Raw genomic sequence first — 26,626 nt, forward strand, 5'->3', positions numbered from 1 at the left:
AGGTCCATGGCCGTACAACAGAATAAACCAACCCGTTCCAAACGTGGCATGCGTCGTTCCCATGACGCGCTGACCGCAGTCACCAGCCTGTCTGTAGACAAAACTTCTGGTGAAAAACACCTGCGTCACCACATCACTGCCGACGGTTACTACCGCGGCCGCAAGGTCATCGCTAAGTAATCACGCGTCTGCGTGATGAAGCTTAGTGAGGATTTTCCCCAGGCAACTGGGGAAAGACCAAACCGGGCGGCGACGATACCTTGACACGTCTAACCCTGGCGTTAGATGTCATGGGAGGGGATTTTGGCCCTTCCGTGACAGTGCCTGCAGCATTGCAGGCACTGAATTCTAATTCGCAACTCACTCTTCTTTTAGTCGGCAATCCCGACGCCATCACGCCATTACTTGCTAAAGCTGACTTTGAACAACGTTCGCGTCTGCAGATAATTCCTGCGCAGTCAGTTATCGCCAGTGATGCCCGGCCTTCGCAAGCTATCCGCGCCAGTCGTGGGAGTTCAATGCGCGTGGCCCTGGAGCTGGTGAAAGAAGGTCGAGCGCAAGCCTGTGTCAGTGCCGGTAATACCGGGGCACTGATGGGGCTGGCAAAATTATTACTCAAGCCCCTGGAGGGGATTGAGCGTCCGGCGCTGGTGACGGTATTACCACATCAGCAAAAGGGCAAAACGGTGGTCCTTGACTTAGGGGCCAACGTCGATTGTGACAGCACAATGTTGGTGCAATTTGCCATTATGGGCTCAGTCCTGGCTGAAGAGGTGGTGGAAATTCCCAATCCTCGCGTGGCGTTGCTCAATATTGGTGAAGAAGAAGTAAAGGGTCTCGATAGTATTCGGGATGCCTCAGCGGTGCTTAAAACAATCCCTTCTATCAATTATATCGGCTATCTTGAAGCCAATGAGTTGTTAACTGGCAAGACAGATGTGCTGGTTTGTGACGGCTTTACAGGAAATGTCACATTAAAGACGATGGAAGGTGTTGTCAGGATGTTCCTTTCTCTGCTGAAATCTCAGGGTGAAGGGAAAAAACGGTCGTGGTGGCTACTGTTATTAAAGCGTTGGCTACAAAAGAGCCTGACGAGGCGATTCAGTCACCTCAACCCCGACCAGTATAACGGCGCCTGTCTGTTAGGATTGCGCGGCACGGTGATAAAAAGTCATGGTGCAGCCAATCAGCGAGCTTTTGCGGTCGCGATTGAACAGGCAGTGCAGGCGGTGCAGCGACAAGTTCCTCAGCGAATTGCCGCTCGCCTGGAATCTGTATACCCAGCTGGTTTTGAGCTGCTGGACGGTGGCAAAAGCGGAACTCTGCGGTAGCAGGACGCTGCCAGCGAACTCGCAGTTTGCAAGTGACGGTATATAACCGAAAAGTGACTGAGCGTACATGTATACGAAGATTATTGGTACTGGCAGCTATCTGCCCGAACAAGTGCGGACAAACGCCGATTTGGAAAAAATGGTGGACACCTCTGACGAGTGGATTGTCACTCGTACCGGTATCCGCGAACGCCACATTGCCGCGCCAAACGAAACCGTTTCAACCATGGGCTTTGAAGCGGCGACACGCGCAATTGAGATGGCGGGCATTGAGAAAGACCAGATTGGCCTGATCGTTGTGGCAACGACTTCTGCTACGCACGCTTTCCCGAGCGCAGCTTGTCAGATTCAAAGCATGTTGGGCATTAAAGGTTGCCCGGCATTTGACGTTGCAGCAGCCTGCGCAGGTTTCACCTATGCATTAAGCGTAGCCGATCAATACGTGAAATCTGGGGCGGTGAAGTATGCTCTGGTCGTCGGTTCCGATGTACTGGCGCGCACCTGCGATCCAACAGATCGTGGGACTATTATTATTTTTGGCGATGGCGCGGGCGCTGCGGTGCTGGCTGCCTCTGAAGAGCCGGGAATCATCTCCACCCATCTGCATGCCGACGGTAGCTATGGTGAGTTGCTGACGCTGCCTAATGCTGACCGTGTGAATCCAGAGAATTCAATTCATCTGACGATGGCGGGCAACGAAGTCTTCAAGGTTGCGGTAACGGAACTGGCGCACATCGTTGATGAGACGCTGGCGGCAAATAATCTTGACCGTTCTCAACTGGACTGGCTGGTTCCGCATCAGGCTAACCTGCGTATTATCAGTGCAACGGCGAAAAAACTCGGTATGTCTATGGACAATGTCGTGGTGACGCTGGATCGCCACGGTAATACCTCTGCGGCCTCTGTCCCGTGCGCGCTGGATGAAGCTGTACGCGACGGGCGCATTAAGCCGGGGCAGTTGGTTCTGCTTGAAGCCTTTGGCGGTGGATTCACCTGGGGCTCCGCGCTGGTTCGTTTCTAGGATAAGGATTAAAACATGACGCAATTTGCATTTGTGTTCCCTGGACAGGGTTCTCAAACCGTTGGAATGCTGGCTGATATGGCGGCGAGCTATCCAATTGTCGAAGAAACGTTTGCTGAAGCTTCTGCGGCGCTGGGCTACGACCTGTGGGCGCTGACCCAGCAGGGGCCAGCTGAAGAACTGAATAAAACCTGGCAAACCCAGCCAGCGCTGTTGACTGCATCTGTTGCGCTGTATCGCGTATGGCAGCAGCAGGGCGGTAAAGCACCGGCAATGATGGCCGGTCACAGCCTGGGGGAATACTCCGCGCTGGTTTGCGCTGGCGTGATTGATTTCGCTGATGCGGTGCGTCTGGTTGAGATGCGCGGTAAGTTCATGCAAGAAGCCGTACCGGAAGGCACTGGCGCTATGGCGGCAATCATCGGTCTGGATGATGCGTCTATTGCGAAAGCGTGTGAAGAAGCTGCAGAAGGTCAGGTCGTTTCTCCGGTAAACTTTAACTCTCCGGGACAGGTGGTTATTGCCGGTCATAAAGAAGCGGTTGAGCGTGCTGGCGCTGCCTGTAAAGCTGCGGGCGCAAAACGCGCGCTGCCGTTACCAGTGAGCGTACCGTCTCACTGTGCGCTGATGAAACCAGCAGCCGACAAACTGGCAGTAGAATTAGCGAAAATCACCTTTAACGCACCAACAGTTCCTGTTGTGAATAACGTTGATGTGAAATGCGAAACCAATGGTGATGCCATTCGTGACGCACTGGTACGTCAGTTGTATAACCCGGTTCAGTGGACGAAGTCTGTTGAGTACATGGCAGCGCAAGGCGTAGAACATCTCTATGAAGTCGGCCCGGGCAAAGTGCTAACTGGCCTGACGAAACGCATTGTCGACACCCTGACCGCCTCGGCGCTGAACGAACCTTCAGCGATGGCAGCGGCGCTCGAGCTTTAAAAGAGGAAAATCATGAATTTTGAAGGAAAAATCGCACTGGTAACCGGTGCAAGCCGCGGAATTGGCCGCGCAATTGCTGAAACGCTCGCAGCCCGTGGCGCGAAAGTTATTGGCACTGCGACCAGTGAAAATGGCGCTCAGGCGATCAGTGATTATTTAGGTGCTAACGGCAAAGGTCTGATGTTGAATGTGACCGACCCGGCATCTATCGAATCTGTTCTGGAAAAAATTCGCGCAGAATTTGGTGAAGTGGATATCCTGGTCAATAATGCCGGTATCACTCGTGATAACCTGTTAATGCGAATGAAAGATGAAGAGTGGAACGATATTATCGAAACCAACCTTTCATCTGTTTTCCGTCTGTCAAAAGCGGTAATGCGCGCTATGATGAAAAAGCGTCATGGTCGTATTATCACTATCGGTTCTGTGGTTGGTACCATGGGAAATGGCGGTCAGGCCAACTACGCTGCGGCGAAAGCGGGCTTGATCGGCTTCAGTAAATCACTGGCGCGCGAAGTTGCGTCACGCGGTATTACTGTAAACGTTGTTGCTCCGGGCTTTATTGAAACGGACATGACACGTGCGCTGAGCGATGACCAGCGTGCGGGTATCCTGGCGCAGGTTCCTGCGGGTCGCCTCGGCGGCGCACAGGAAATCGCCAACGCGGTTGCATTCCTGGCATCCGACGAAGCAGCTTACATCACGGGTGAAACTTTGCATGTGAACGGCGGGATGTACATGGTCTGACCGCGATTTGCACAAAATGCTCATGTTGCGCGCAGTCTGCGTGGTTATGAGTAATAATTAGTGCAAAATGATTTGCGTTATTGGGGGGTAAGGCCTCAAAATAACGTAAAATCGTGGTAAGACCTGCCGGGATTTAGTTGCAAATTTTTCAACATTTTATACACTACGAAAACCATCGCGAAAGCGAGTTTTGATAGGAAATTTAAGAGTATGAGCACTATCGAAGAACGCGTTAAGAAAATTATCGGCGAACAGCTGGGCGTTAAGCAGGAAGAAGTTACCAACAATGCTTCTTTCGTTGAAGACCTGGGCGCGGATTCTCTTGACACCGTTGAGCTGGTAATGGCTCTGGAAGAAGAGTTTGATACTGAGATTCCGGACGAAGAAGCTGAGAAAATCACCACCGTTCAGGCTGCCATTGATTACATCAACGGCCACCAGGCGTAAGTGAACATCTCCAGGCGGTCGTTCGACCGCCTGAGTTTTATCTTTTTGTCCCACTAGAATCATTTTTTCCCTCCCTGGAGGACAAACGTGTCTAAGCGTCGTGTAGTTGTGACCGGACTGGGCATGTTGTCTCCTGTCGGCAATACCGTAGAGTCTACCTGGAAAGCTCTGCTTGCCGGTCAGAGTGGCATCAGCCTAATCGACCATTTCGATACTAGCGCCTATGCAACGAAATTTGCTGGCTTAGTAAAGGATTTTAACTGTGAGGACATTATCTCGCGCAAAGAACAGCGCAAGATGGATGCCTTCATTCAATATGGAATTGTCGCTGGCGTTCAGGCCATGCAGGATTCTGGCCTTGAAATAACGGAAGAGAACGCAACCCGCATTGGTGCCGCAATTGGCTCCGGGATTGGCGGCCTCGGACTGATCGAAGAAAACCACACATCTCTGATGAACGGTGGTCCACGTAAGATCAGCCCATTCTTCGTTCCGTCAACGATTGTGAACATGGTGGCAGGTCATCTGACTATCATGTATGGCCTGCGTGGCCCAAGCATCTCTATCGCGACCGCCTGTACTTCCGGCGTGCACAACATTGGTCATGCTGCGCGTATTATCGCGTATGGCGATGCTGACGTGATGGTTGCAGGTGGCGCAGAGAAAGCCAGTACGCCGCTGGGTGTTGGTGGTTTTGGCGCGGCACGTGCATTATCTACCCGCAATGATAACCCGCAAGCGGCGAGCCGCCCGTGGGATAAAGAGCGTGATGGCTTCGTACTGGGCGATGGTGCCGGTATGCTGGTACTTGAAGAGTACGAACACGCGAAAAAACGCGGTGCGAAAATTTACGCTGAACTCGTCGGCTTTGGTATGAGCAGCGATGCTTATCATATGACGTCACCGCCAGAAAATGGCGCAGGCGCAGCTCTGGCAATGGCAAATGCTCTGCGTGATGCAGGCATTGAAGCGAGTCAGATTGGCTACGTTAACGCGCACGGTACTTCTACGCCGGCTGGCGATAAAGCTGAAGCGCAGGCGGTGAAAACCATCTTCGGTGAAGCTGCAAGCCGTGTGTTGGTAAGCTCCACGAAATCTATGACCGGTCATCTGTTAGGTGCGGCGGGTGCAGTAGAATCTATCTACTCCATCCTGGCGCTGCGCGATCAGGCTGTTCCGCCAACCATCAACCTGGATAACCCGGATGAAGGTTGCGATCTGGATTTCGTACCGCATGAAGCACGTCAGGTCAGCGGAATGGAATACACGCTGTGTAACTCCTTCGGCTTCGGTGGCACTAATGGTTCTTTGATCTTTAAAAAGATCTAAGTTGTCATTTTCCACCCTTATAAAAGGTCCGCTTGCGGGCCTTTTTTCTTAGCTTTTATTCCGACTTGTTCCGTAGTGAACATGCTGCCACACTAACAATTCTCTGATAAGGAGCCGGTATGTTCTTAATTAACGGTTATAAGCAGGAATCGCTGGCAGTAAGCGATCGGGCAACGCAGTTTGGTGATGGTTGTTTTACCACCGCCAGAGTTATCGACGGTAAAGTCAGTTTGTTATCGGCGCATATCCAGCGACTACAGGATGCTTGTCAGCGGTTGATGATTTCCTGTGACTTCTGGCCACAGCTTGAACAAGAGATGAAAACGCTGGCAGCAGAACAGCAAAATGGTGTACTGAAAGTCGTGATCAGTCGCGGTAGTGGCGGGCGAGGGTACAGCACATTGAACAGTGGACCGGCAACGCGGATTCTCTCCGTTACGGCTTATCCTGCACATTACGACCGTTTGCGTAACGAGGGGATGACGTTGGCGCTAAGCCCGGTGCGGCTGGGGCGCAATCCTCATCTTGCAGGTATTAAACATCTCAATCGTCTTGAGCAAGTATTGATTCGCTCTCATCTTGAGCAGACAAACGCTGATGAGGCGCTGGTCCTTGACAGCGAAGGGTGGGTTACGGAATGCTGTGCGGCTAATTTGTTCTGGCGGAAGGGCAACGTAGTTTATACGCCGCGACTGGATCAGGCAGGTGTTAACGGCATTATGCGACAATTCTGTATCCGTTTGCTGGCACAATCCTCTTATCAGCTTGTCGAAGTGCAAGCTTCTCTGGAAGAGGCGTTGCAGGCAGATGAGATGGTTATTTGTAATGCGTTAATGCCAGTGATGCCCGTACGTGCCTGTGGCGATGTCTCCTTTTCGTCAGCAACGTTATATGAATATTTAGCCCCACTTTGTGAGCGCCCGAATTAGTCATGAAAAAAGTGTTATTGATAATCTTGTTATTGCTGGTGGTACTGGGTATCGCCGCTGGTGTGGGCGTCTGGAAGGTTCGCCATCTTGCCGACAGCAAATTGCTTATCAAAGAAGAGACGATATTTACCCTGAAGCCAGGGACCGGACGTCTGGCGCTCGGTGAACAGCTTTATGCTGATAAGATCATCAATCGCCCACGGGTTTTTCAATGGCTGCTGCGTATCGAACCGGATCTTTCTCACTTTAAAGCCGGGACTTACCGCTTTACACCGCAGATGACCGTGCGCGAGATGCTGAAATTGTTGGAAAGCGGTAAAGAAGCACAGTTCCCGCTGCGACTGGTAGAAGGGATGCGTCTGAGCGACTACCTCAAGCAATTGCGTGAGGCTCCGTATATCAAGCACACGCTGAGTGACGATAAGTACGCCACCGTAGCGCAGGCACTTGAACTGGAAAACCCGGAGTGGATTGAAGGTTGGTTCTGGCCAGACACCTGGATGTATACCGCCAATACCACCGATGTCGCGTTACTCAAGCGAGCGCACAAGAAAATGGTGAAAGCGGTCGATAGCGCCTGGGAAGGGCGTGCGGACGGTCTGCCTTATAAAGATAAAAATCAGCTGGTGACGATGGCATCAATTATCGAAAAAGAAACCGCCGTTGCCAGTGAACGCGATCAGGTTGCCTCGGTATTTATCAACCGTTTACGCATTGGTATGCGCCTGCAGACCGACCCAACCGTGATTTACGGGATGGGAGAGCGTTATAATGGCAAACTTTCTCGTGCAGACCTGGAAACGCCGACAGCGTATAACACCTATACCATTACCGGTTTGCCGCCGGGTGCGATAGCTACGCCGGGGGCGGATTCGCTGAAGGCTGCTGCGCATCCGGCAAAAACGCCGTATCTCTATTTTGTGGCCGATGGTAAAGGTGGTCACACGTTTAATACCAATCTTGCCAGCCATAACAAGTCTGTGCAGGATTATCTGAAAGTGCTTAAGGAAAAAAATGCGCAGTAAGTATATCGTCATTGAGGGGCTGGAAGGCGCAGGCAAAACTACCGCGCGTAATGTGGTGGTTGAGACGCTTGAGCAACTGGGTATCCGCGACATGGTTTTCACTCGGGAACCTGGCGGTACGCAACTTGCCGAAAAGTTAAGAAGCCTGGTGCTGGATATCAAATCGGTAGGCGATGAAGTCATTACCGATAAAGCCGAAGTTCTGATGTTTTATGCCGCGCGCGTTCAACTGGTAGAAACGGTCATCAAACCAGCTCTGGCTAACGGCACCTGGGTGATTGGCGATCGCCACGATCTCTCCACTCAGGCGTATCAGGGCGGAGGACGTGGTATTGACCAACATATGCTGGCAACACTGCGTGATGCTGTTCTCGGGGATTTTCGCCCCGACTTAACGCTCTATCTCGATGTTACCCCGGAAGTTGGCTTAAAACGCGCGCGTGCGCGCGGCGAGCTGGATCGTATTGAGCAAGAGTCTTTCGATTTCTTTAATCGCACCCGCGCCCGCTATCTGGAACTGGCTGCACAAGATAAAAGTATTCATACCATTGATGCCACCCAGCCGCTGGAGGCCGTGATGGATGCAATCCGCACTACCGTGACCCACTGGGTGAAGGAGTTGGACGCATGAGATGGTATCCATGGTTACGACCTGATTTCGAAAAACTGGTAGCCAGCTATCAGGCCGGAAGAGGTCACCATGCGCTACTCATTCAGGCGTTACCGGGCATGGGCGATGATGCTTTAATCTACGCCCTGAGCCGTTATTTACTCTGCCAACAACCGCAGGGCCACAAAAGTTGCGGTCACTGTCGTGGATGTCAGTTGATGCAGGCTGGCACGCATCCCGATTACTACACCCTGGCTCCCGAAAAAGGGAAAAATACGCTGGGCATTGATGCGGTACGTGAGGTCACCGAAAAGCTGAATGAGCACGCACGCTTAGGTGGTGCGAAAGTTGTCTGGGTAACCGATGCTGCCTTACTGACCGACGCCGCGGCTAACGCATTGCTGAAAACGCTTGAAGAGCCACCAGCAGAAACCTGGTTTTTCCTGGCTACCCGCGAGCCTGAACGTTTACTGGCAACATTACGTAGTCGTTGTCGGTTACATTACCTTGCGCCGCCGCCGGAACAGTACGCCGTGACCTGGCTTTCACGCGAAGTGACAATGTCACAGGATGCATTACTTGCCGCATTGCGCTTAAGCGCCGGTTCGCCTGGCGCGGCACTGGCGTTGTTTCAGGGAGATAACTGGCAGGCTCGTGAAACATTGTGTCAGGCGTTGGCATATAGCGTGCCATCGGGCGACTGGTATTCGCTGCTGGCGGCCCTTAATCATGAACAAGCTCCGGCGCGTTTGCACTGGCTGGCAACGTTGCTGATGGATGCGCTAAAACGCCATCATGGTGCTGCGCAGGTGACCAATGTTGATGTGCCGGGCCTGGTCGTCGAACTGGCAAACCATCTTTCTCCCTCGCGCCTGCAGGCTATACTGGGGGATGTTTGCCACATTCGTGAACAGTTAATGTCTGTCACAGGCATCAACCGCGAGCTTCTCATCACCGATCTTTTACTGCGTATTGAGCATTACCTGCAACCGGGCGTTGTGCTACCGGTTCCTCATCTTTAAGAGAGACATCATGTTTTTAGTCGACTCACACTGCCATCTCGATGGTCTGGATTATGAATCTTTGCATAAGGACGTGGATGACGTTCTGGCGAAAGCCGCCGCACGCGATGTGAAATTTTGTCTGGCAGTCGCCACAACATTACCGGGTTATTTACACATGCGGGATCTGGTAGGCGAACGTGACAACGTCGTATTTTCTTGTGGCGTGCATCCACTCAACCAGAATGATCCCTACGATGTAGAAGATTTACGCCGTCTGGCGGCAGAAGAGGGTGTTGTAGCGCTGGGTGAAACCGGGCTGGATTATTATTACACACCGGAAACTAAAGTACGTCAGCAAGAGTCCTTCATCCATCATATCCAGATTGGTCGTGAACTGAACAAGCCGGTTATCGTCCATACCCGTGACGCCCGCGCCGATACGCTGGCAATTCTGCGCGAAGAAAAAGTGACGGATTGCGGTGGCGTACTACACTGTTTTACAGAGGACAGAGAAACGGCGGGCAAATTACTGGATCTCGGATTTTACATCTCCTTTTCCGGCATTGTGACCTTCCGTAATGCGGAGCAACTGCGCGATGCTGCGCGTTATGTCCCCCTGGATCGGTTACTGGTGGAAACTGACTCACCTTACCTTGCGCCGGTGCCGCATCGAGGAAAAGAGAATCAACCTGCGATGGTTCGTGACGTTGCAGAATACATGGCTGTGTTGAAAGGTGTTGCCGTTGAAGAACTGGCGCAGGTAACCACCGATAACTTCGCCCGTCTGTTTCACATCGACGCTTCCCGCCTTCAATCCATCCGTTGAATGAGTTTTTTTAAAGCTCGTAATTAATGGCTAAAACGAGTAAAGTTCACCGCCGAAAATTGGGCGGTGAATAACCACGTTTGAAATATTGTGACATATGTTTTGTCAAAATGTGCAACTTCTCCAATGATCTGAAGTTGAAACGTGATAGCCGTCAAACAAATTGGCACTGAATTATTTTACTCTGTGTAATAAATAAAGGGCGCTTAGATGCCCTGTACACGGCGAGGCTCTCCCCCCTTGCCACGCGTGAGAACGTAAAAAAAGCACCCATACTCAGGAGCACTCTCAATTATGTTTAAGAATGCATTTGCTAACCTGCAAAAGGTCGGTAAATCGCTGATGCTGCCGGTATCCGTACTGCCTATCGCAGGTATTCTGCTGGGCGTCGGTTCCGCGAATTTCAGCTGGCTGCCCGCCGTTGTATCGCATGTTATGGCAGAAGCAGGCGGTTCCGTCTTTGCAAACATGCCACTGATTTTTGCGATCGGTGTCGCCCTCGGCTTTACCAATAACGATGGCGTATCCGCGCTGGCCGCAGTTGTTGCCTATGGCATCATGGTTAAAACCATGGCCGTGGTTGCGCCACTGGTACTGCATTTACCTGCTGAAGAAATCGCCTCTAAACACCTGGCGGATACTGGCGTACTCGGAGGGATTATCTCCGGTGCGATCGCAGCGTACATGTTTAACCGTTTCTACCGTATTAAGCTGCCTGAGTATCTTGGCTTCTTTGCCGGTAAACGCTTTGTGCCGATCATTTCTGGCCTGGCTGCCATCTTTACTGGCGTTGTGCTGTCCTTCATTTGGCCGCCGATTGGTTCTGCAATCCAGACCTTCTCTCAGTGGGCTGCTTACCAGAACCCGGTAGTTGCGTTTGGCATTTACGGTTTCATCGAACGTTGCCTGGTACCGTTTGGTCTGCACCACATCTGGAACGTACCTTTCCAGATGCAGATTGGTGAATACACCAACGCAGCAGGTCAGGTTTTCCACGGCGACATTCCGCGTTATATGGCGGGTGACCCGACTGCGGGTAAACTGTCTGGTGGCTTCCTGTTCAAAATGTACGGTCTGCCAGCTGCCGCAATTGCTATCTGGCACTCTGCTAAACCAGAAAACCGCGCGAAAGTGGGCGGTATTATGATCTCCGCGGCGCTGACCTCGTTCCTGACCGGTATCACCGAGCCGATCGAGTTCTCCTTCATGTTCGTTGCGCCGATCCTGTACATCATCCACGCGATTCTGGCAGGCCTGGCATTCCCAATCTGTATTCTTCTGGGGATGCGTGACGGTACGTCGTTCTCGCACGGTCTTATCGACTTCATTGTTCTGTCTGGTAACAGCAGCAAACTGTGGTTGTTCCCGATCGTCGGTATCGGTTATGCAATTGTTTACTACACCATCTTCCGCGTGCTGATTAAAGCACTGGATCTGAAAACGCCGGGTCGTGAAGACGCGACTGAAGATGCAAAAGCGACAGGTACCAGCGAAATGGCACCGGCTCTGGTTGCTGCATTTGGTGGTAAAGAAAACATTACTAACCTCGACGCATGTATTACCCGTCTGCGCGTCAGCGTTGCTGATGTGTCTAAAGTGGATCAGGCCGGCCTGAAGAAACTGGGCGCAGCGGGCGTAGTGGTTGCTGGTTCTGGTGTTCAGGCGATTTTCGGTACTAAATCCGATAACCTGAAAACCGAGATGGATGAGTACATCCGTAACCACTAATCCGTAAGACGTTGGGGAGACTAAGGCAGCCAGATGGCTGCCTTTTTTACAGGTGTTATTCAGAATTGATACGTGCCGGTAATGCTGAAATTACGCGGTGCGCCGTAGACGATAGAACCTTCCACGTTGGTATCGTAGGTTTTGTCGAACAGGTTATTGACGTTCCCCTGTAACGAGAAGTTTTTCGTCACCTGGTAGCGGGTGAAGAGATCCACCAGCGCGTAGCTACCTTGCTCGGCGCGGAAGGTGCCATACGGTGTCACGGTGTCGGTATACACGCGATTTTGCCAGTTAACACCACCGCCGACCGTCAACTCTGGCATGACAGGCAACCGGTAGCTGGTGAACATTTTAACCGTGGTGCGAGGCAGATTAGGATTAACGGCGTTTCCTTCGTTATCCTCTGCAATATAGCGCGTTGCGCCAAATGTCAGCTGCCAGTTGTCGGTAATTGCGCCGTTGAGTTCAAATTCCACACCTTTACTGACTGTCCCATCCACCGCTTTATAGGCGGTTTCGCCGTTGCTGCCGGGGATAGGTGTACCGGTGGACTGAGCGACATTATCCTGCTCAATACGGAAGATGGCTAACGTGGTGGTCAGACGGCTATTCATCCAGTCCGATTTCAGACCCAGCTCGTAGTTGTTACCGGTGATTGGAGCCAGATATTTGCCTGAACTGTCACGATCATTTTGCGGCTGGAAAATAGAGGTATAGCTGGCGTAGGTCGACCAGTTGTCATTGATGTCAAACACCAGACCAGCGTAAGGCGTGGTGTGGTTTTTCTCCATGCTGTAAGTCAGCGCATCAACCCGCCAGTTGGTATAACGTGCGCCGAGGATCAGATGCAGCGGATCGGCAAGGGTGACACGAGTGGCAGCATATAACGATTTCATATGTGTGGTATCGTCCTGCGCCAGGCTCTGTGGTGACCAGTCGGTTTGTGGGAAATTGCCATTAAAGTTGTAGAAACTGCCAATTTCATCCGGGAAGATGTTGGCCCATGAACTGAAGTAACGATTGTTTTGTTTGCTGTAACTGCCACCAAACATTAGATTGTGCTGACGACCAAACAATTCATAACTACCGTCAGCGAACAAATCCAGCGCATCAACTTTACGTTTGCCACTGTTCCAACCGGTGCCGCCGACATAATCAAAGCCAGGTCCATAATTACTGTATGGCCCAACCAGCATACCATCCGCTTTGTTTACATAGGCATCGACATACATCATTTTGCTGTCAAATTCGACTTCAGAGTGGGTGGCATTCAGTGTCGCTTGCCAGGTATCAGCAAACCGCTGCTTCAGGGTCATAAAGACCTTGTTGATCTCTTTATCGTTGTACGCCCAGTCAGGTGCGGTACTGCGTGCACGATCGTAACTGTTGCTGCTGCCATCAGTATTCCAGCGCGGTAAACCGCCCCAGGTTGGGCTATTAACATCAATGCGCTGATATTCGTAACCGGCTGAAAGCGTCGTAAGATCGCCTAAATCAGCATCGACAATGCCCGAGAAGAAGGTCTTTTCACTGTTGTAGCGGTCCAGCCATGAGTCGTTATTCTGGTAGCCGCCGACAATTCGCGCGCGGATTTTACCGTCTTCGGTGAGTGGGCTTTGTAAATCCGCCACATACCGTTCTTTGTTCCAGCTACCGTATTCCGCCGAGACATCGCCTTTAAATTCACGACTGGTCGCGTGTTTTCGAACCATATTAATTGCCGCAGATGGATTACCCGTCCCGGTCATGAGTCCTGTCGCGCCACGCACTACTTCTACGCGTTCAAACAGTGCCATATCAGAAAGTGCGTCGCCCAGATTCCAGCGCGATTCAAAATAGGTGGGGATACCATCAACCATATAGTTATCGATCTGGAATCCGCGGGAATAATAAAGAGCACGATCGGAATCCGCCTGACTTTTGCTGATCCCCAGTGTGTTTTCCATCACTTCGCCCAGCGTTTGTAACTGCTGATCTTCCATCCGCTGCTGGCTAACAATAGTGACCGACTGAGGAATATCACGTTGAGTCATCTGCATTTTGGTACCCGCAGAGGTAGACGTTACGCTGTAATCATTTTCGCCATCATCTGGAGCTGTGGCTGAACCCTCAACAATCACCGTTTCTTCAGTGGCTGGTGCAGCAAAAGAGGCGGAAGGTAATAGTGCCAGTGCTATGCAACCGGCAAGGAGTGACGGTTTGATGATGGCTTGATGTTGATTATCCCTGTTAAATTGTGTTGAAAGCATTTGAAATCTCTTGGTTTATGTTGTCGTCAGGCTCATGCCGGAGGAGGGTGATGAGCGGTTATATTTAGTGTGCGAATAATTTTGTATGTAAATGCAAATGAGAAATATACGCATTCATATTTGACGTGTAAACCAAACAGAGAATGTCTTTTCAGCGCATTCGCAGGCAGAAATGGGAATAATGGCGATATATACGGCAGCAAAACGATTTTTTGCTTAAGAAATCGTGAGTTAAGGTTGAAAGAGCAGGTTTAACTCGACCATACTCTATACTCGCAGTGTGGCGCGGCGTAGCATGGCGCAACGCATGGCTATTTGAAAAAGGAAAATGTCGTGGCAGAAGAAACTATATTCAGCAAAATTATTCGTCGTGAGATCCCCTCCGATATCGTCTACCAGGATGATCTGGTAACGGCGTTTCGCGATATTTCGCCGCAAGCGCCAACGCATATTCTGATCATTCCGAATATCCTCATTCCGACTGTGAACGACGTGTCAGCTGAGCATGAGCAGGCGCTGGGACGCATGATCACCGTAGCGGCAAAAATTGCTGAGCAAGAAGGTATTGCCGAAGATGGTTATCGTCTGATCATGAATACCAACCGCCATGGCGGACAAGAGGTTTACCACATCCATATGCACTTGTTGGGTGGCCGTCCGCTGGGACCAATGCTGGCGCATAAAGGTCTGTAACGATGAGAAAAGGATGCTTTGGGCTGGTGTCTCTGGCGTTGTTACTGCTGGTGGGCTGTCGTTCACATCCGGAAATTCCGGTGAATGATGAGCAATCGCTGGTGATGGAGTCATCTTTATTGGCTGCGGGCATCAGTGCAGAAAAGCCCGTCCTTTCGACGTCTGATATTCAACCTTCAGCATCCTCAACGCTTTATAACGAAAGGCAAGAACCCGTTACCGTTCATTATCGTTTTTACTGGTATGACGCCAGAGGGCTGGAGATGCATCCTCTGGAAAGGCCACGCAGCGTTACCATTCCCGCACATTCGGCGGTAACGCTGTACGGCAGCGCCAATTTTCTGGGGGCGCACAAAGTCAGACTTTATCTATATTTGTAAGGGGTGAATCTTGATGACAAAAATGAGTCGCTACGCCTTGATTACCGCGCTGGCGATGTTTCTCGCCGGGTGTGTGGGGCAACGTGAACCTGCACCGGTAGAAGAAGTGAAACCAGCGCCGGAACAACCAGCCGAGCCACAACAGCCTGTCCCCACAGTGCCCTCGGTGCCGACGATCCCGCAGCAGCCAGGCCCAATTGAGCACGAAGATCAAACTGCACCGCCTGCGCCGCATATTCGCCATTATGACTGGAATGGCGCAATGCAGCCGATGGTCAGTAAGATGCTTGGGGCTGACGGGGTGACTGCGGGTAGCGTCCTGCTGGTTGATAGCGTTAACAACCGTACTAACGGTTCGCTGAATGCCGCAGAAGCGACCGAAACGCTGCGAAATGCGCTGGCTAATAACGGGAAATTTACCCTGGTTTCCGCCCAGCAGCTGTCGATGGCTAAGCAACAGTTAGGTTTGTCGCCGCAGGATAGTTTAGGCACCCGTAGTAAAGCCATAGGCATTGCCCGCAATGTCGGCGCTCATTACGTGCTGTACTCCAGCGCCTCTGGCAACGTTAACGCTCCGACCCTACAAATGCAGCTGATGCTGGTGCAGACGGGCGAAATTATCTGGTCAGGTAAAGGTGCCGTTTCGCAGCAATAATCCCATCACGCGCGACGAATTGCTGTCGCGCTTTTTCCCGCAGTTTCATCCCGTCACGACGTTTAATAGTGGGCTTAGTGGCGGGAGTTTTCTCATTGAACACCAGGGCCAGCGTTTTGTTGTGCGTCAGCCGCACGATCCTGATGCGCCGCAGTCCGCGTTCTTGCGCCAGTATCGGGCTTTATCACAACTACCCGCATGCATTGCACCGAAGCCGCATTTATATCTCCGTGACTGGATGGTAGTCGACTATCTGCCCGGCGAGGTAAAAACGTATTTGCCGGATACTAACGAACTGGCAGGCTTGCTGTATTATCTACATCAACAACCGCGTTTTGGCTGGCGAATAACGCTGTTGCCGTTACTGGAACTGTACTGGCAGCAAAGCGATCCGGCGCGGCGGACAGTGGGTTGGCTGCGAATGTTAAAACGTCTGCGCAAAGCGCGGGAACCACGGCCTTTACGCTTAAGTCCATTGCATATGGATGTCCACGCCGGAAATTTAGTGCATAGCGCGTCAGGGTTAAAACTCATCGACTGGGAGTATGCAGGGGATGGTGATATCGCGCTGGAACTGGCGGCGGTGTGGGTGGAAAATACTGAACAGCACCGGCAATTGGTCAATGACTATGCCACTCGCGCGAAGATTTATCCGGCGCAATTATGGCGTCAGGTCAGGCGATGGTTTCCCTGGCTGCTGATGCTCAAAGCAGGGTGGTTTGAGTACCGCTGGCGACAAACCGGCGATCAACAATTTATCAGGCTGGCCGATGACACCTGGCGGCAGCTATTAATAAAACAATAAGGAGAGCAGTGTGGGTCCAGTAATGTTGGATGTCGAAGGTTACGAACTGGACGCGGAAGAGCGTGAAATACTGGCGCATCCGCTGGTGGGAGGGCTGATTCTCTTTACGCGAAACTATCATGATCCTGCCCAGTTGCGTGAACTGGTGCGCCAGATCCGCGCAGCATCGCGCAATCATCTGGTGGTGGCGGTAGATCAGGAAGGTGGACGCGTCCAGCGTTTTCGCGAAGGTTTTACCCGCTTGCCAGCGGCGCAATCATTCGCTGCGCTGTTGGGAATGGAAGAGGGCGGCAAACTGGCGCAAGAGGCGGGTTGGCTGATGGCCAGCGAAATGATCGCTATGGATATTGATATCAGCTTTGCGCCAGTGCTGGATGTAGGACATATCAGCGCGGCTATTGGCGAGCGTTCTTATCATGCCGACCCAGAAAAAGCCCTGGCAATCGCCAGTCGGTTTATTGATGGGATGCATGAAGCCGGAATGAAAACGACCGGGAAACACTTCCCAGGACACGGTGCAGTAACGGCAGACTCACACAAAGAGACGCCGTGCGATCCACGTCCGCAAGCGGAGATTCGTGCTAAAGATATGTCGGTCTTCAGTTCCTTAATCCGCAAAAATAAACTCGACGCCATAATGCCTGCACATGTGATCTACAGTGATGTTGATCCGCGTCCGGCGAGCGGTTCTCCCTACTGGCTGAAAACCGTTTTGCGTCAGGAACTGGGTTTTGACGGTGTAATTTTCTCTGACGATTTATCGATGGAAGGTGCCGCGATTATGGGCAGTTATGCCGAACGCGGGCAGGCATCACTGGACGCAGGTTGCGATATGATCCTGGTCTGCAATAATCGTAAAGGGGCCGTCAGCGTGTTAGATAATCTGTCACCGATCAAGGCAGAACGTGTTACACGTTTGTATCATAAAGGTTCATTTTCGCGACAGGAACTGATGGACTCGGCTCGCTGGAAAGCGATCAGCGCCCGTCTGAATCAGTTACATGAACGCTGGCAGGAAGAGAAAGCAGGTCACTAACCCTGGCTTATGTGAGGAAGCGATGATTATCTATTTACACGGTTTTGACTCTAACAGTCCGGGTAACCACGAGAAAGTCTTACAATTGCAGTTTATTGACCCGGATGTACGCTTGATAAGCTACAGTACGCGGCATCCGAAACATGATATGCAGCATCTGCTCAAAGAAGTGGACAAAATGTTGCAACTGAACGTCGACGAGCGTCCGCTGATTTGCGGCGTTGGTCTGGGCGGATACTGGGCGGAACGGATTGGTTTTCTTTGCGATATCCGCCAGGTGATCTTCAACCCTAATTTGTTCCCTTATGAGAACATGGAAGGCAAGATTGATCGCCCGGAAGAGTATGCCGATATTGCCACTAAGTGTGTGACCAACTTCCGCGAGAAGAATCGCGATCGTTGCCTGGTGATTTTGTCGCGTAATGATGAAGCGCTTAACAGCCAGCGGACATCTGAAGAGTTGCATCATTATTACGAGATTGTCTGGGACGAAGAGCAGACGCACAAATTCAAGAATATCTCCCCGCATTTACAGCGCATTAAAGCGTTCAAAACCCTCGGGTAAATGCCCTCGTCGCATCAGGTAACCTTGCCGGTACCTGATGCGCTCCGGATCCTGTGGGTCGGATAAGGCGTTTACGCCGCATCCGACAGTCGAGCATCAATGCCTGATGCGCCTCTTATCAGGCCTACCGAACACCCCTCACTCTATATCACTCTCACAAACTCGCTCAAATAATAAACAATAAACTCTGTTTTTTGATCTCACCCGGTAAAGTCGCCTATCTTTTCAGCAACAAAACTTGATTAACATCAATTTTGGTATGACCAATGCACCATTCATGTTATTCTCAATAGCGAAGAACATTTTCATTGCTGTAACCTGTTGTTAATTAAGAGCTATGTTAATAACCATTAATTAACAATTGGTTAATAAATTTAAGGGGGTCACGTTGACTACGCCATTGAAAAAAATTGTGATTGTCGGCGGCGGTGCTGGTGGGCTGGAAATGGCAACACAGCTGGGGCATAAGCTGGGACGCAAGAAAAAAGCCAAAATTACGCTGGTCGATCGTAACCACAGCCACCTGTGGAAACCGCTGCTGCACGAAGTGGCGACTGGCTCGCTTGATGAAGGCGTCGATGCGTTGAGCTATCTGGCCCATGCGCGCAATCATGGTTTCCAGTTCCAGCTGGGTTCCGTCATTGATATTGATCGTGAAGCGAAAACAATCACTATTGCAGAACTGCGCGATGAGAAAGGTGAACTGCTGGTTCCGGAACGTAAAATCGCCTATGACACCCTGGTAATGGCGCTGGGTAGCACCTCTAACGATTTCAATACGCCAGGTGTCAAAGAGAACTGCATTTTCCTCGATAACCCGCACCAGGCGCGTCGCTTTCACCAGGAGATGCTGAATCTCTTCCTGAAATACTCCGCCAACCTGGGCGCAAATGGCAAAGTGAACATTGCGATTGTCGGCGGCGGCGCGACGGGTGTAGAACTCTCCGCTGAATTGCACAACGCGGTCAAGCAACTGCACAGCTACGGTTACAAAGGCCTGACCAACGAAGCCCTGAACGTAACGCTGGTAGAAGCGGGAGAACGTATTTTGCCTGCATTACCGCCACGTATCTCTGCTGCGGCCCACAACGAGCTAACGAAACTTGGCGTTCGCGTGCTGACGCAAACCATGGTCACCAGTGCTGATGAAGGCGGCCTGCACACTAAAGATGGCGAATATATTGAGGCTGATCTGATGGTGTGGGCAGCCGGGATCAAAGCGCCAGACTTCCTGAAAGGTATCGGTGGTCTTGAAACTAACCGTATCAACCAGCTGGTGGTGGAACCGACGCTGCAAACCACCCGCGATCCAGACATTTACGCTATTGGCGACTGCGCGTCATGCCCGCGTCCGGAAGGGGGCTTTGTTCCGCCGCGTGCTCAGGCTGCACACCAGATGGCGACTTGCGCAATGAACAACATACTGGCGCAGATGAACGGTAAGCCGCTGAAAAATTATCAGTATAAAGATCATGGTTCGCTGGTATCGCTGTCGAACTTCTCCACCGTCGGTAGCCTGATGGGTAACCTGACGCGCGGCTCAATGATGATTGAAGGACGAATTGCGCGCTTTGTATATATCTCGCTATACCGAATGCATCAGATTGCGCTGCATGGTTACTTTAAAACCGGATTAATGATGCTGGTGGGGAGTATTAACCGCGTTATCCGTCCGCGTTTGAAGTTGCATTAATCGACGTACACTGGCGGATGTGGCATAAACGCCTCATCCGCCCTGGACAAATGGTACGAGCGGTAGGCCTGATAAGACGCGTTAAGCGTCGCATCAGGCATTCCTTCAGACTCCTCCGAATCCTTAAGTATTTCCAGCCATTCCCGCGCTTTTCATCTTCTGTCTGATAGCTGCTTTTCTCCTTCGCTTGCATGATTGGCATAACTGCAAAGAAGGAGGTGTTCCCGTGAATAAATCAATGTTGGCGGGTATCGGGATTGGTGTCGCAGCTGCGCTGGGCGTAGCGGCAGTGGCCAGTCTGAACGTGTTTGAACGGGGCCCGCAATACGCTCAGGTTGTTTCTGCAACCCCAATCAAGGAAACGGTTAAAACACCGCGTCAGGAGTGTCGCAACGTCACAGTGACCCATCGTCGACCGGTGCAGGATGAAAATCGCATTACCGGGTCGGTGCTCGGGGCTGTTGCTGGCGGCGTGATAGGGCATCAGTTTGGTGGTGGTCGTGGTAAAGATGTCGCCACTGTTGTGGGGGCGCTGGGTGGTGGATATGCCGGTAACCAGATCCAGGGCTCTCTCCAGGAAAGCGATACTTACACGACTACGCAACAGCGTTGTAAAACGGTGTATGACAAGTCAGAAAAAATGCTCGGTTATGATGTGACCTATAAGATTGGCGATCAGCAGGGCAAAATCCGCATGGACCGCGATCCGGGTACGCAGATCCCGCTAGATAGCAACGGGCAACTGATTTTGAATAACAAAGTATAACAAGGCTGTACTCTGCAATTTGGCCCCTCATTCGCTCAGGCTGAGGGGCTTTTTTTGCGACTTATTTCAGCAGTTCCGGCCATAAACGCAAAGTCGTTCGGGCAATCTGCATCAGTTTTTCCAGCGATGCACCTTCGCGTGCGCTGATCGACATCCCCTGAATAATACAATTAAGGAATTCTGCCAGATGCGTCACGTCACAGTGGGTCGGGATTTCCCCGCGCGCTTGTCGTTGACATAAAAACTGCTGCAAAGTGCGCTCTTGCATCGCATGGCGTGATTTCAACGTATTGGCGATATCTCCTGAATCTGGGGAGAGGGTGGTGCAGTTGTTGATCATGAAGCAGCCTGCCGGGGTGTCTTTGCTGGTAAAGCAGTTGGCGATGGCAGCAAAATAGTCAGCCAGCGCAGACTCCACGCTTTTCTCTTCACAAAACAGCTGTGCTTCATGCTTAGCGGCAAAACGATCGATATAGCGGTCGAGAACGGCACGAAATAACCCCTCTTTGTTGGTAAATTCCGCGTATAGCGTGGGCGCTTTGGCTCCGGTCGCTTCGACGAGGTCCGCAAGAGAAGTCGCTTCATAACCGTGTTGCCAGAACAATTTCATGGCCTTATCAAGCGCGGCATCCCTGTCGAACACTTTTGGGCGGCCACGGCTTTTTTTTACACATTGTGTTGAGTCAGTTGCCATGATGCCGTTGTACCTGGTGACTGTGAATGAAAGGTTATTATAAAAATAATCACCTCCGTTCACCAGTCCAGATCCCATAAAAATAATTGCTTTCTATTTAACTGAAATTTAAAGATTTTTAAATTAATTAATGATTGTTATAAAAAATATCTTGTATGTGATCCAGATCACATCTATCATTTAGTTATCGATCGTTAAGTAATTGCTTGCGACGTCATTCATCTGCATAAGGCCACTATTATGAAAAACGTAAAAACCCTCATCGCTGCGGCGATTTTAAGCTCCATGTCATTTGCCAGCTTTGCGGCTGTCGAAGTTCAGTCAACGCCAGAAGGCCAACAAAAAGTCGGTACAATCAGTGCTAACGCGGGGACAAATCTGGGATCGCTGGAAGAACAGCTGGCGCAAAAAGCGGATGAGATGGGCGCAAAATCTTTCCGTATTACTTCTGTAACCGGTCCGAATACCCTCCATGGAACAGCAGTAATTTATAAATAAGCATTAACCCTCATTAATGCCTGCTACTGCTGATTTTTTCCCCGCGACATGCCGTGTCGCGGGGATTTTTTTATCCAGGATTTACAGAGTTTGTGGGCTCACTTGATGACGGCGGACATCCACCGGCATCCCGGAACGGACATCCATCACATGTTGCATCACTTCAGCGTCAGTTTGTGCTGCATCTTTAAATGATTGCATTGCGCTATTCAGCGTAATTGGCAGCAGCTGCGGATCGTCATCAATCTTCTCTGACAGCGGCTGATGTACTTCAACCAGACGCGCACCGTTTGGTTCGGCAGAGACTTTTATCGGAGTGTTGATGATATTCACTTTGGTGCCTGGGGTGACCTGGCTAAAGAGTGTTTTGATATCGTCATCCCGCAGACGAATACAGCCAGAACTTACCCGCATGCCAATGCCGAAATCGGCGTTCGTACCATGAAGCAAATAAACGCCGCCATAGGCCGCCAGACGAATCGCATGATGGCCCATTGGGTTATCCGGTCCAGCCGGCACTACCGCAGGCAACTCAATTCCCTGTGCTTTATAACGGGCGCGGATGTTTGCCGTTGGCGTCCAGGTTGGGTTTGCACGTTTGTCTGAAACGGTGGTCACCATTGTCGGTGTCAGCGTGTCACCACCTAACTGACCAATACCTATTGGATACACGGTTACCGAATTTTTACCCGGCGGGTAGTAATAGAGACGCAGCTCCGCAATGTTGATCACAATGCCTTCGCGCGGCGCGTCTGGAAGTAGGGTTTGCAACGGGATCGTTAACACGCTGCCCGCGCGCGGTACGTAAGGATCAACGCCGGGGTTAGCCTGTAACAGAGCGAGAAAGCCGACGTTATATTTTTTGGCGATGGCTTCCAGAGAACCACCGTCATTTTCCACCACATGAAATTTGTTTTCGCCAACCAGACGACTGCCCGCTGGCGGCAGCGGCCAGGTGTTGGCTTTTGCCGGTAGCGCCAGCGCCACGGCAGCGGCGAACGTAAAAAACGTTAGCCAGCGAGAAAAACGCGTTTTGATCATCACCAAAAATCCATAATAAATATAAGGTTATTGTAATAAACAGATAAGCCTGAATTATGGATGGTGACAGTGTCGGATAGTGCAGGGAAGTGCAAAGAATTTGTAAATGTTGCAGATGGGGGCGCAGAAACGCCCCCGATTTACCATTAAGCGATCGCGTTCTCTTCCAGTTCACGCATAAACTGGCGTACCCATTCGATACGCGTTTTCCGCTCACTCAAATCCTGAATAAACTTCAGGCGCGTCGGACCATCAAGGCGGTAATGCTGCGGCTGTTTTTGCAGCAAACCAATCAACCAGGCCGGATTAACGTGATTCTTCTCGGCAAATTCGATCACGCCGCCTTTCTCATTACCTTCCAGCTTCCTGATCCCCAGTTTCTGCGCTTGCTGGCGCAGACGGGCAATATCCAGCAGGGTACGCGCCGGATCCGGCAGCAGGCCGAAGCGATCGATAAGCTCGACTTTGATCTCTTCCAGTTCGTTTTCCGTTTTGGCGCTGGCAATACGTTTGTAGAACGACAGACGCGTGTTCACGTCAGGGATGAAATCATCTGGCAATAGCGACGGCATCCGCAGCTCGACTTCTGTTTGCTGGCTGGTGAGATCTTCCAGCGACGGCTCGCGTCCGGCTTTCAGTGCATCGACGGCGTTTTCCAGCAACTCCATATACAGCGAGAAACCGATGGTTTCCATTGAGCCACTTTGTTCTTCGCCAAGCAGTTCACCCGCGCCGCGGATCTCCAGATCGTGCGTTGCCAGCGCAAAACCTGCACCGAGATCTTCCAGCGAGGCAATCGCTTCAAGACGTTTTTGTGCATCGGTAGTCATCGCTTTTGGATGCGGTGTCAGCAACCATGCATATGCCTGATGATGCGAACGTCCGACGCGACCGCGTAACTGGTGCAGCTGCGCCAGACCGAAGTGATCCGCGCGTTCAATGATAATGGTGTTGGCTGTCGGGATGTCGATCCCGGTTTCGATAATGGTTGTACAAACCAGCACGTTGAAACGTTGATGATGGAAATCATTCATCACCCGTTCCAGTTCGCGCTCGCGCATCTGCCCGTGACCGATGGCGATCCGCGCTTCTGGCACCAGTTCTGCCAGCCGTTCGGCGGCTTTCTGAATGTTTTCCACATCATTGTAGAGATAATAAACCTGTCCTCCGCGCAAAATTTCACGCAGGATCGCCTCCCGGACCACCAGGCTGTCATACTCACGGACAAAGGTTTTAACTGCCAGACGACGGGCGGGCGGCGTGGCGATAATCGACAGGTCACGCATTCCGCTCATTGCCATATTCAGCGTACGTGGGATCGGCGTTGCAGTAAGCGTCAGAATATCCACGTTCGCGCGCATCGCTTTAATGCGCTCTTTATGACGCACCCCGAAGCGGTGTTCTTCATCGACAATCAGCAGGCCTAAATCTTTAAACTTGACGTCACTTTGCAGCAGTTTGTGCGTACCGATCAGAATATCGATTTTCCCTTCCGCCACTTCCGCAAGGATTTGCGTCTGCTCTTTGGCGCTGCGGAAACGGGAGATCATTTCGATACGTACCGGCCAGTTGGCGAAACGGTCGCGGAAGTTGTCGTAATGCTGCTGCGCGAGAAGGGTGGTAGGCACCAGCACCGCCACCTGCTTGTGGTTATCTACTGCCAGGAAAGCGGCGCGCATCGCCACTTCTGTTTTACCAAAGCCAACATCGCCGCACACCAGACGATCCATTGCCAGTGGCTGACACATGTCGCTAAGCACCGCATTAATGGCCTGCGCCTGATCCGGCGTGGTTTCAAACGGGAAGCTGTCGCAGAACAACTGATACTGCTCACGATCGTGTTTAAACGCGAAGCCCTCTTTGGCGGCGCGTTGCGCGTAGATATCCAGCAATTCCGCCGCCACATCACGCACTTTTTCCGCCGCTTTCTGCCGCGCGCGTGACCACGCATCACCGCCAAGTTTATGCAGCGGGGCGTTTTCTTCCGCGCCACCTGCGTAACGGCTAATCAGATGCAGTGACGACACCGGAACATACAGTTTGGCGTCGTTGGCATAGGTGAGCATCAAATACTCGCCAGTAATGCCTCCAGCTTCGAGCGTGGTCATTCCGGCATAACGACCAACGCCGTGCTCCAGATGGACCACCGGCTGACCAATATGCAGCTCCGCGAGGTTGCGGATCAGTGTATCGGGGTTGATGGTGCGGCGAGAGTCCTGACGACGGCGGGCAACGCGTTCACCGAGCAGATCGCTTTCGCAAATCAGCGCCAGGTTACGCACCGTATCGACAAAACCATGTTCGGCAGCGCCAATCATCAGATAACGCCCACGGTCGCTGGCTTCATCAAGACGCATAATGCGTTGCGGAGCAATTTTAATTCGTGCGAGCAGTTCACCCAGCGCTTCACGGCGACCTTCACTTTCTACCGAGAACACCACCGGACCATCGAAAGTCTCGAGGAACTTACGCAGCGCATCCAGCGGCGCTTTTTGTTGTGCCTGAACGGCCAGGTCTGGCAGTTTCTGGAAACCTAAATTGGCATTCGCGGCTTTTGTCGGTAAATGTTCAGTTTTTAGCTGCACTCGGGGCCAGTGTTTCAGCTCTGAGAAGAGCTCGTCCACCCGCAGCCAGAGCGATTGTGGTGGCAACAGTGGGCGCATCGGATCGACGCCGCGATTCTCAAAACGCGCCAGTGTATCAGCCTGGAAACGTTCGGCACTGTTTTCCAGATCGCCAGTATTCACCAGCAAGGTATTGGCAGGGAAATAACTGAACAGTGGCGGCAGCGGTTCGCTGAAGAATAGCGGCTGCCAGTACTCGATCCCGGCAGGTAATGTGCCTTTACTCACTTGCTGGTAAATATGTTCCGGATCGCGCTTCACTTCGAAGGTATCACGCCACTGGCTGCGGAACAGTTCAATTGCCGCTTTATCGGTCGGAAATTCGTGCGCGGGCAGCAGATTGATCGCTTCTACTTCCTCCAGCGTGCGCTGGCTGTCGACGTCAAACACCCGCAGGCTGTCGATTTCATCATCAAAGAAATCAAGACGATAAGGCAGCTCACTCCCCATCGGGAAGAGATCCAGCAACGCGCCGCGCGTGGCGTATTCGCCGTGCTCCATCACCTGGTCAACATGGCGATAACCGGCGCTGTCCAGTTGGGTTCGTAATGCATCTCGTGACAGGCGCTGACCTTTTTTCATCACCAGCGCATGACCGTGGAGAAAACTGTGTGGGCAAACGCGCTGCATAAGCGTATTCACCGGAACAATCAGTACGCCACGCTGCATCGTCGGTAGCTGGTAAAGGGTGGAAAGGCGCGAGGAGATAATGTCCTGATGAGGCGAAAAACTGTCGTAAGGGAGGGTTTCCCAGTCCGCCAGATTCATCACCATCTGATCGGTGAACTGGCTGATTTCATCATGCAAACGCAGAGCATTTTGCATATCTGGTGCAATGAGTACCACCGGACCGGCGTGACGTTCGGCAATTTCCGCCACCAGCGTCGCGCAGGCAGCGCCGGTTAACTCGCCCAGCAGACGCTGCTCACCCGCTTTGACGGGCAGCGTATAACGATATTGTTCAGGCATAACGGTTGTCAGATTC

At 51.8% G+C, this 26,626-nt stretch carries 26 protein-coding genes; 22 read left to right on the forward strand and 4 right to left on the reverse strand.

Going from position 1 to position 26,626, the window contains the following annotated elements; all coding sequences use genetic code 11:
* Nucleotides 1–6: 6 nt before the first annotated feature.
* The 13 genes from rpmF (at nt 7) to ptsG (ending at nt 11,942) form a co-directional block, all read left to right on the forward strand.
* Nucleotides 7–180 carry a 50S ribosomal protein L32 gene (gene rpmF, locus HUZ68_RS09465; RefSeq protein WP_000290727.1) on the forward strand — a complete coding sequence of 58 codons (174 nt, stop codon included), beginning with the start codon at nt 7–9 and terminating at the stop codon, nt 178–180.
* Nucleotides 181–260: 80 nt separating this feature from the next.
* Nucleotides 261–1,331, forward strand: coding sequence for a phosphate acyltransferase PlsX (gene plsX / locus HUZ68_RS09470; RefSeq protein WP_000197578.1), 1,071 nt, complete (start codon nt 261–263; stop codon nt 1,329–1,331).
* Between the two features lie 67 nt (nt 1,332–1,398).
* Nucleotides 1,399–2,352 (forward strand): beta-ketoacyl-ACP synthase III, encoded by a 954-nt coding sequence (gene fabH, locus HUZ68_RS09475; protein WP_000288132.1) that lies wholly within the window; start codon nt 1,399–1,401, stop codon nt 2,350–2,352.
* Between the two features lie 15 nt (nt 2,353–2,367).
* A complete protein-coding gene (fabD, locus tag HUZ68_RS09480; RefSeq protein WP_000191372.1) occupies nt 2,368–3,297 on the forward strand; it encodes an ACP S-malonyltransferase in 930 nt (309 codons plus the stop codon).
* Between the two features lie 12 nt (nt 3,298–3,309).
* Nucleotides 3,310–4,044 carry a 3-oxoacyl-ACP reductase FabG gene (fabG, locus tag HUZ68_RS09485; protein ID WP_001008535.1) on the forward strand — a complete coding sequence of 245 codons (735 nt, stop codon included), beginning with the start codon at nt 3,310–3,312 and terminating at the stop codon, nt 4,042–4,044.
* Between the two features lie 210 nt (nt 4,045–4,254).
* On the forward strand, nt 4,255–4,491 hold the full coding sequence (acpP, locus tag HUZ68_RS09490; RefSeq protein ID WP_000103754.1) for an acyl carrier protein: 237 nt from the start codon (nt 4,255–4,257) through the stop codon (nt 4,489–4,491).
* 87 nt (nt 4,492–4,578) lie between these two features.
* Nucleotides 4,579–5,820, forward strand: coding sequence for a beta-ketoacyl-ACP synthase II (gene fabF / locus HUZ68_RS09495; protein ID WP_000044679.1), 1,242 nt, complete (start codon nt 4,579–4,581; stop codon nt 5,818–5,820).
* A gap of 119 nt (nt 5,821–5,939) precedes the next feature.
* Nucleotides 5,940–6,749 carry an aminodeoxychorismate lyase gene (gene pabC / locus HUZ68_RS09500; RefSeq protein ID WP_000478706.1) on the forward strand — a complete coding sequence of 270 codons (810 nt, stop codon included), beginning with the start codon at nt 5,940–5,942 and terminating at the stop codon, nt 6,747–6,749.
* Nucleotides 6,750–6,751: 2 nt separating this feature from the next.
* A complete protein-coding gene (gene yceG, locus HUZ68_RS09505; RefSeq protein ID WP_000756838.1) occupies nt 6,752–7,774 on the forward strand; it encodes a cell division protein YceG in 1,023 nt (340 codons plus the stop codon).
* A complete protein-coding gene (gene tmk / locus HUZ68_RS09510; RefSeq protein ID WP_001257000.1) occupies nt 7,764–8,405 on the forward strand; it encodes a dTMP kinase in 642 nt (213 codons plus the stop codon). Before yceG ends, tmk begins: the two co-directional genes overlap by 11 nt.
* Nucleotides 8,402–9,406, forward strand: a complete 1,005-nt coding sequence (holB, locus tag HUZ68_RS09515; protein WP_001267945.1) for a DNA polymerase III subunit delta' — start codon at nt 8,402–8,404, stop codon at nt 9,404–9,406. The genes tmk and holB overlap by 4 nt, the downstream gene beginning before the upstream one ends.
* 10 nt (nt 9,407–9,416) lie before the next feature.
* Complete coding sequence (locus tag HUZ68_RS09520) at nt 9,417–10,214, forward strand: metal-dependent hydrolase (protein ID WP_000480245.1); 798 nt, start codon at nt 9,417–9,419, stop codon at nt 10,212–10,214.
* Between the two features lie 294 nt (nt 10,215–10,508).
* Nucleotides 10,509–11,942, forward strand: coding sequence for a PTS glucose transporter subunit IIBC (gene ptsG / locus HUZ68_RS09525; RefSeq protein WP_000475719.1), 1,434 nt, complete (start codon nt 10,509–10,511; stop codon nt 11,940–11,942).
* 59 nt (nt 11,943–12,001) lie between these two features.
* On the opposite strand, the gene fhuE is transcribed toward ptsG, so the two are convergent.
* Entirely contained in the window at nt 12,002–14,191 is a 2,190-nt protein-coding gene (fhuE, locus tag HUZ68_RS09530) for a ferric-rhodotorulic acid/ferric-coprogen receptor FhuE (protein ID WP_096839752.1), read from the reverse strand.
* Between the two features lie 333 nt (nt 14,192–14,524).
* On the opposite strand from fhuE, the gene hinT reads away from it, so the two are divergent.
* From hinT to HUZ68_RS09570, 8 genes are all read left to right on the forward strand, one after another.
* On the forward strand, nt 14,525–14,884 hold the full coding sequence (gene hinT / locus HUZ68_RS09535) for a purine nucleoside phosphoramidase (protein WP_000807125.1): 360 nt from the start codon (nt 14,525–14,527) through the stop codon (nt 14,882–14,884).
* A gap of 2 nt (nt 14,885–14,886) precedes the next feature.
* A complete protein-coding gene (locus HUZ68_RS09540; RefSeq protein ID WP_001225281.1) occupies nt 14,887–15,264 on the forward strand; it encodes a YcfL family putative periplasmic lipoprotein in 378 nt (125 codons plus the stop codon).
* A gap of 13 nt (nt 15,265–15,277) precedes the next feature.
* Nucleotides 15,278–15,919 (forward strand): penicillin-binding protein activator LpoB, encoded by a 642-nt coding sequence (lpoB, locus tag HUZ68_RS09545; protein WP_000164439.1) that lies wholly within the window; start codon nt 15,278–15,280, stop codon nt 15,917–15,919.
* Nucleotides 15,900–16,724, forward strand: coding sequence for a thiamine kinase (gene thiK, locus HUZ68_RS09550; RefSeq protein ID WP_001116570.1), 825 nt, complete (start codon nt 15,900–15,902; stop codon nt 16,722–16,724). The genes lpoB and thiK overlap by 20 nt, the downstream gene beginning before the upstream one ends.
* A 10-nt stretch (nt 16,725–16,734) precedes the next feature.
* Nucleotides 16,735–17,760 (forward strand): beta-N-acetylhexosaminidase, encoded by a 1,026-nt coding sequence (gene nagZ, locus HUZ68_RS09555; protein ID WP_032171120.1) that lies wholly within the window; start codon nt 16,735–16,737, stop codon nt 17,758–17,760.
* A gap of 22 nt (nt 17,761–17,782) precedes the next feature.
* Nucleotides 17,783–18,325: an alpha/beta hydrolase YcfP gene (gene ycfP / locus HUZ68_RS09560; protein WP_000587933.1), complete on the forward strand. Its 543-nt coding sequence runs from the start codon at nt 17,783–17,785 to the stop codon at nt 18,323–18,325.
* A gap of 388 nt (nt 18,326–18,713) precedes the next feature.
* Nucleotides 18,714–20,018 carry an NADH-quinone dehydrogenase gene (gene ndh, locus HUZ68_RS09565; protein WP_239594160.1) on the forward strand — a complete coding sequence of 435 codons (1,305 nt, stop codon included), beginning with the start codon at nt 18,714–18,716 and terminating at the stop codon, nt 20,016–20,018.
* Nucleotides 20,019–20,244: 226 nt separating this feature from the next.
* On the forward strand, nt 20,245–20,784 hold the full coding sequence (locus tag HUZ68_RS09570) for a glycine zipper 2TM domain-containing protein (RefSeq protein WP_001043459.1): 540 nt from the start codon (nt 20,245–20,247) through the stop codon (nt 20,782–20,784).
* 61 nt (nt 20,785–20,845) lie between these two features.
* Here HUZ68_RS09570 and comR read toward each other — a convergent pair whose 3' ends face one another.
* Nucleotides 20,846–21,478 carry a TetR family copper-responsive transcriptional repressor ComR gene (comR, locus tag HUZ68_RS09575; protein ID WP_001298465.1) on the reverse strand — a complete coding sequence of 211 codons (633 nt, stop codon included), beginning with the start codon at nt 21,476–21,478 and terminating at the stop codon, nt 20,846–20,848.
* A gap of 240 nt (nt 21,479–21,718) precedes the next feature.
* On the opposite strand from comR, the gene bhsA reads away from it, so the two are divergent.
* Entirely contained in the window at nt 21,719–21,976 is a 258-nt protein-coding gene (bhsA, locus tag HUZ68_RS09580; protein WP_000800153.1) for a multiple stress resistance protein BhsA, read from the forward strand.
* Nucleotides 21,977–22,057: 81 nt separating this feature from the next.
* On the opposite strand, the gene ldtC is transcribed toward bhsA, so the two are convergent.
* Together ldtC and mfd are read right to left on the reverse strand one after the other, a co-directional pair.
* Nucleotides 22,058–23,020, reverse strand: a complete 963-nt coding sequence (gene ldtC, locus HUZ68_RS09585; RefSeq protein ID WP_001300895.1) for a L,D-transpeptidase LdtC — start codon at nt 23,018–23,020, stop codon at nt 22,058–22,060.
* Nucleotides 23,021–23,163: 143 nt separating this feature from the next.
* Nucleotides 23,164–26,610, reverse strand: coding sequence for a transcription-repair coupling factor (gene mfd, locus HUZ68_RS09590; RefSeq protein WP_033815751.1), 3,447 nt, complete (start codon nt 26,608–26,610; stop codon nt 23,164–23,166).
* Between the last annotated feature and the right edge of the window lie 16 nt (nt 26,611–26,626).

This window comes from Shigella dysenteriae, from assembly GCF_022354085.1.
In the GTDB taxonomy this organism is placed as follows: Bacteria; Pseudomonadota; Gammaproteobacteria; order Enterobacterales; family Enterobacteriaceae; genus Escherichia; species Escherichia coli.

Coding starts and splice junctions, on each gene's coding strand:
- rpmF (WP_000290727.1), top strand. CDS start 7: ATGGCCGTACAACAGAATAAACCAACCCGTTCCAAACGTGGCATGCGT.
- fabH (WP_000288132.1), top strand. CDS start 1,399: ATGTATACGAAGATTATTGGTACTGGCAGCTATCTGCCCGAACAAGTG.
- fabD (WP_000191372.1), top strand. CDS start 2,368: ATGACGCAATTTGCATTTGTGTTCCCTGGACAGGGTTCTCAAACCGTT.
- fabG (WP_001008535.1), top strand. CDS start 3,310: ATGAATTTTGAAGGAAAAATCGCACTGGTAACCGGTGCAAGCCGCGGA.
- acpP (WP_000103754.1), top strand. CDS start 4,255: ATGAGCACTATCGAAGAACGCGTTAAGAAAATTATCGGCGAACAGCTG.
- pabC (WP_000478706.1), top strand. CDS start 5,940: ATGTTCTTAATTAACGGTTATAAGCAGGAATCGCTGGCAGTAAGCGAT.
- yceG (WP_000756838.1), top strand. CDS start 6,752: ATGAAAAAAGTGTTATTGATAATCTTGTTATTGCTGGTGGTACTGGGT.
- tmk (WP_001257000.1), top strand. CDS start 7,764: ATGCGCAGTAAGTATATCGTCATTGAGGGGCTGGAAGGCGCAGGCAAA.
- holB (WP_001267945.1), top strand. CDS start 8,402: ATGAGATGGTATCCATGGTTACGACCTGATTTCGAAAAACTGGTAGCC.
- HUZ68_RS09520 (WP_000480245.1), top strand. CDS start 9,417: ATGTTTTTAGTCGACTCACACTGCCATCTCGATGGTCTGGATTATGAA.
- ptsG (WP_000475719.1), top strand. CDS start 10,509: ATGTTTAAGAATGCATTTGCTAACCTGCAAAAGGTCGGTAAATCGCTG.
- fhuE (WP_096839752.1), bottom strand. CDS start 14,191: ATGCTTTCAACACAATTTAACAGGGATAATCAACATCAAGCCATCATC.
- HUZ68_RS09540 (WP_001225281.1), top strand. CDS start 14,887: ATGAGAAAAGGATGCTTTGGGCTGGTGTCTCTGGCGTTGTTACTGCTG.
- lpoB (WP_000164439.1), top strand. CDS start 15,278: ATGACAAAAATGAGTCGCTACGCCTTGATTACCGCGCTGGCGATGTTT.
- ycfP (WP_000587933.1), top strand. CDS start 17,783: ATGATTATCTATTTACACGGTTTTGACTCTAACAGTCCGGGTAACCAC.
- comR (WP_001298465.1), bottom strand. CDS start 21,478: ATGGCAACTGACTCAACACAATGTGTAAAAAAAAGCCGTGGCCGCCCA.
- bhsA (WP_000800153.1), top strand. CDS start 21,719: ATGAAAAACGTAAAAACCCTCATCGCTGCGGCGATTTTAAGCTCCATG.
- mfd (WP_033815751.1), bottom strand. CDS start 26,610: ATGCCTGAACAATATCGTTATACGCTGCCCGTCAAAGCGGGTGAGCAG.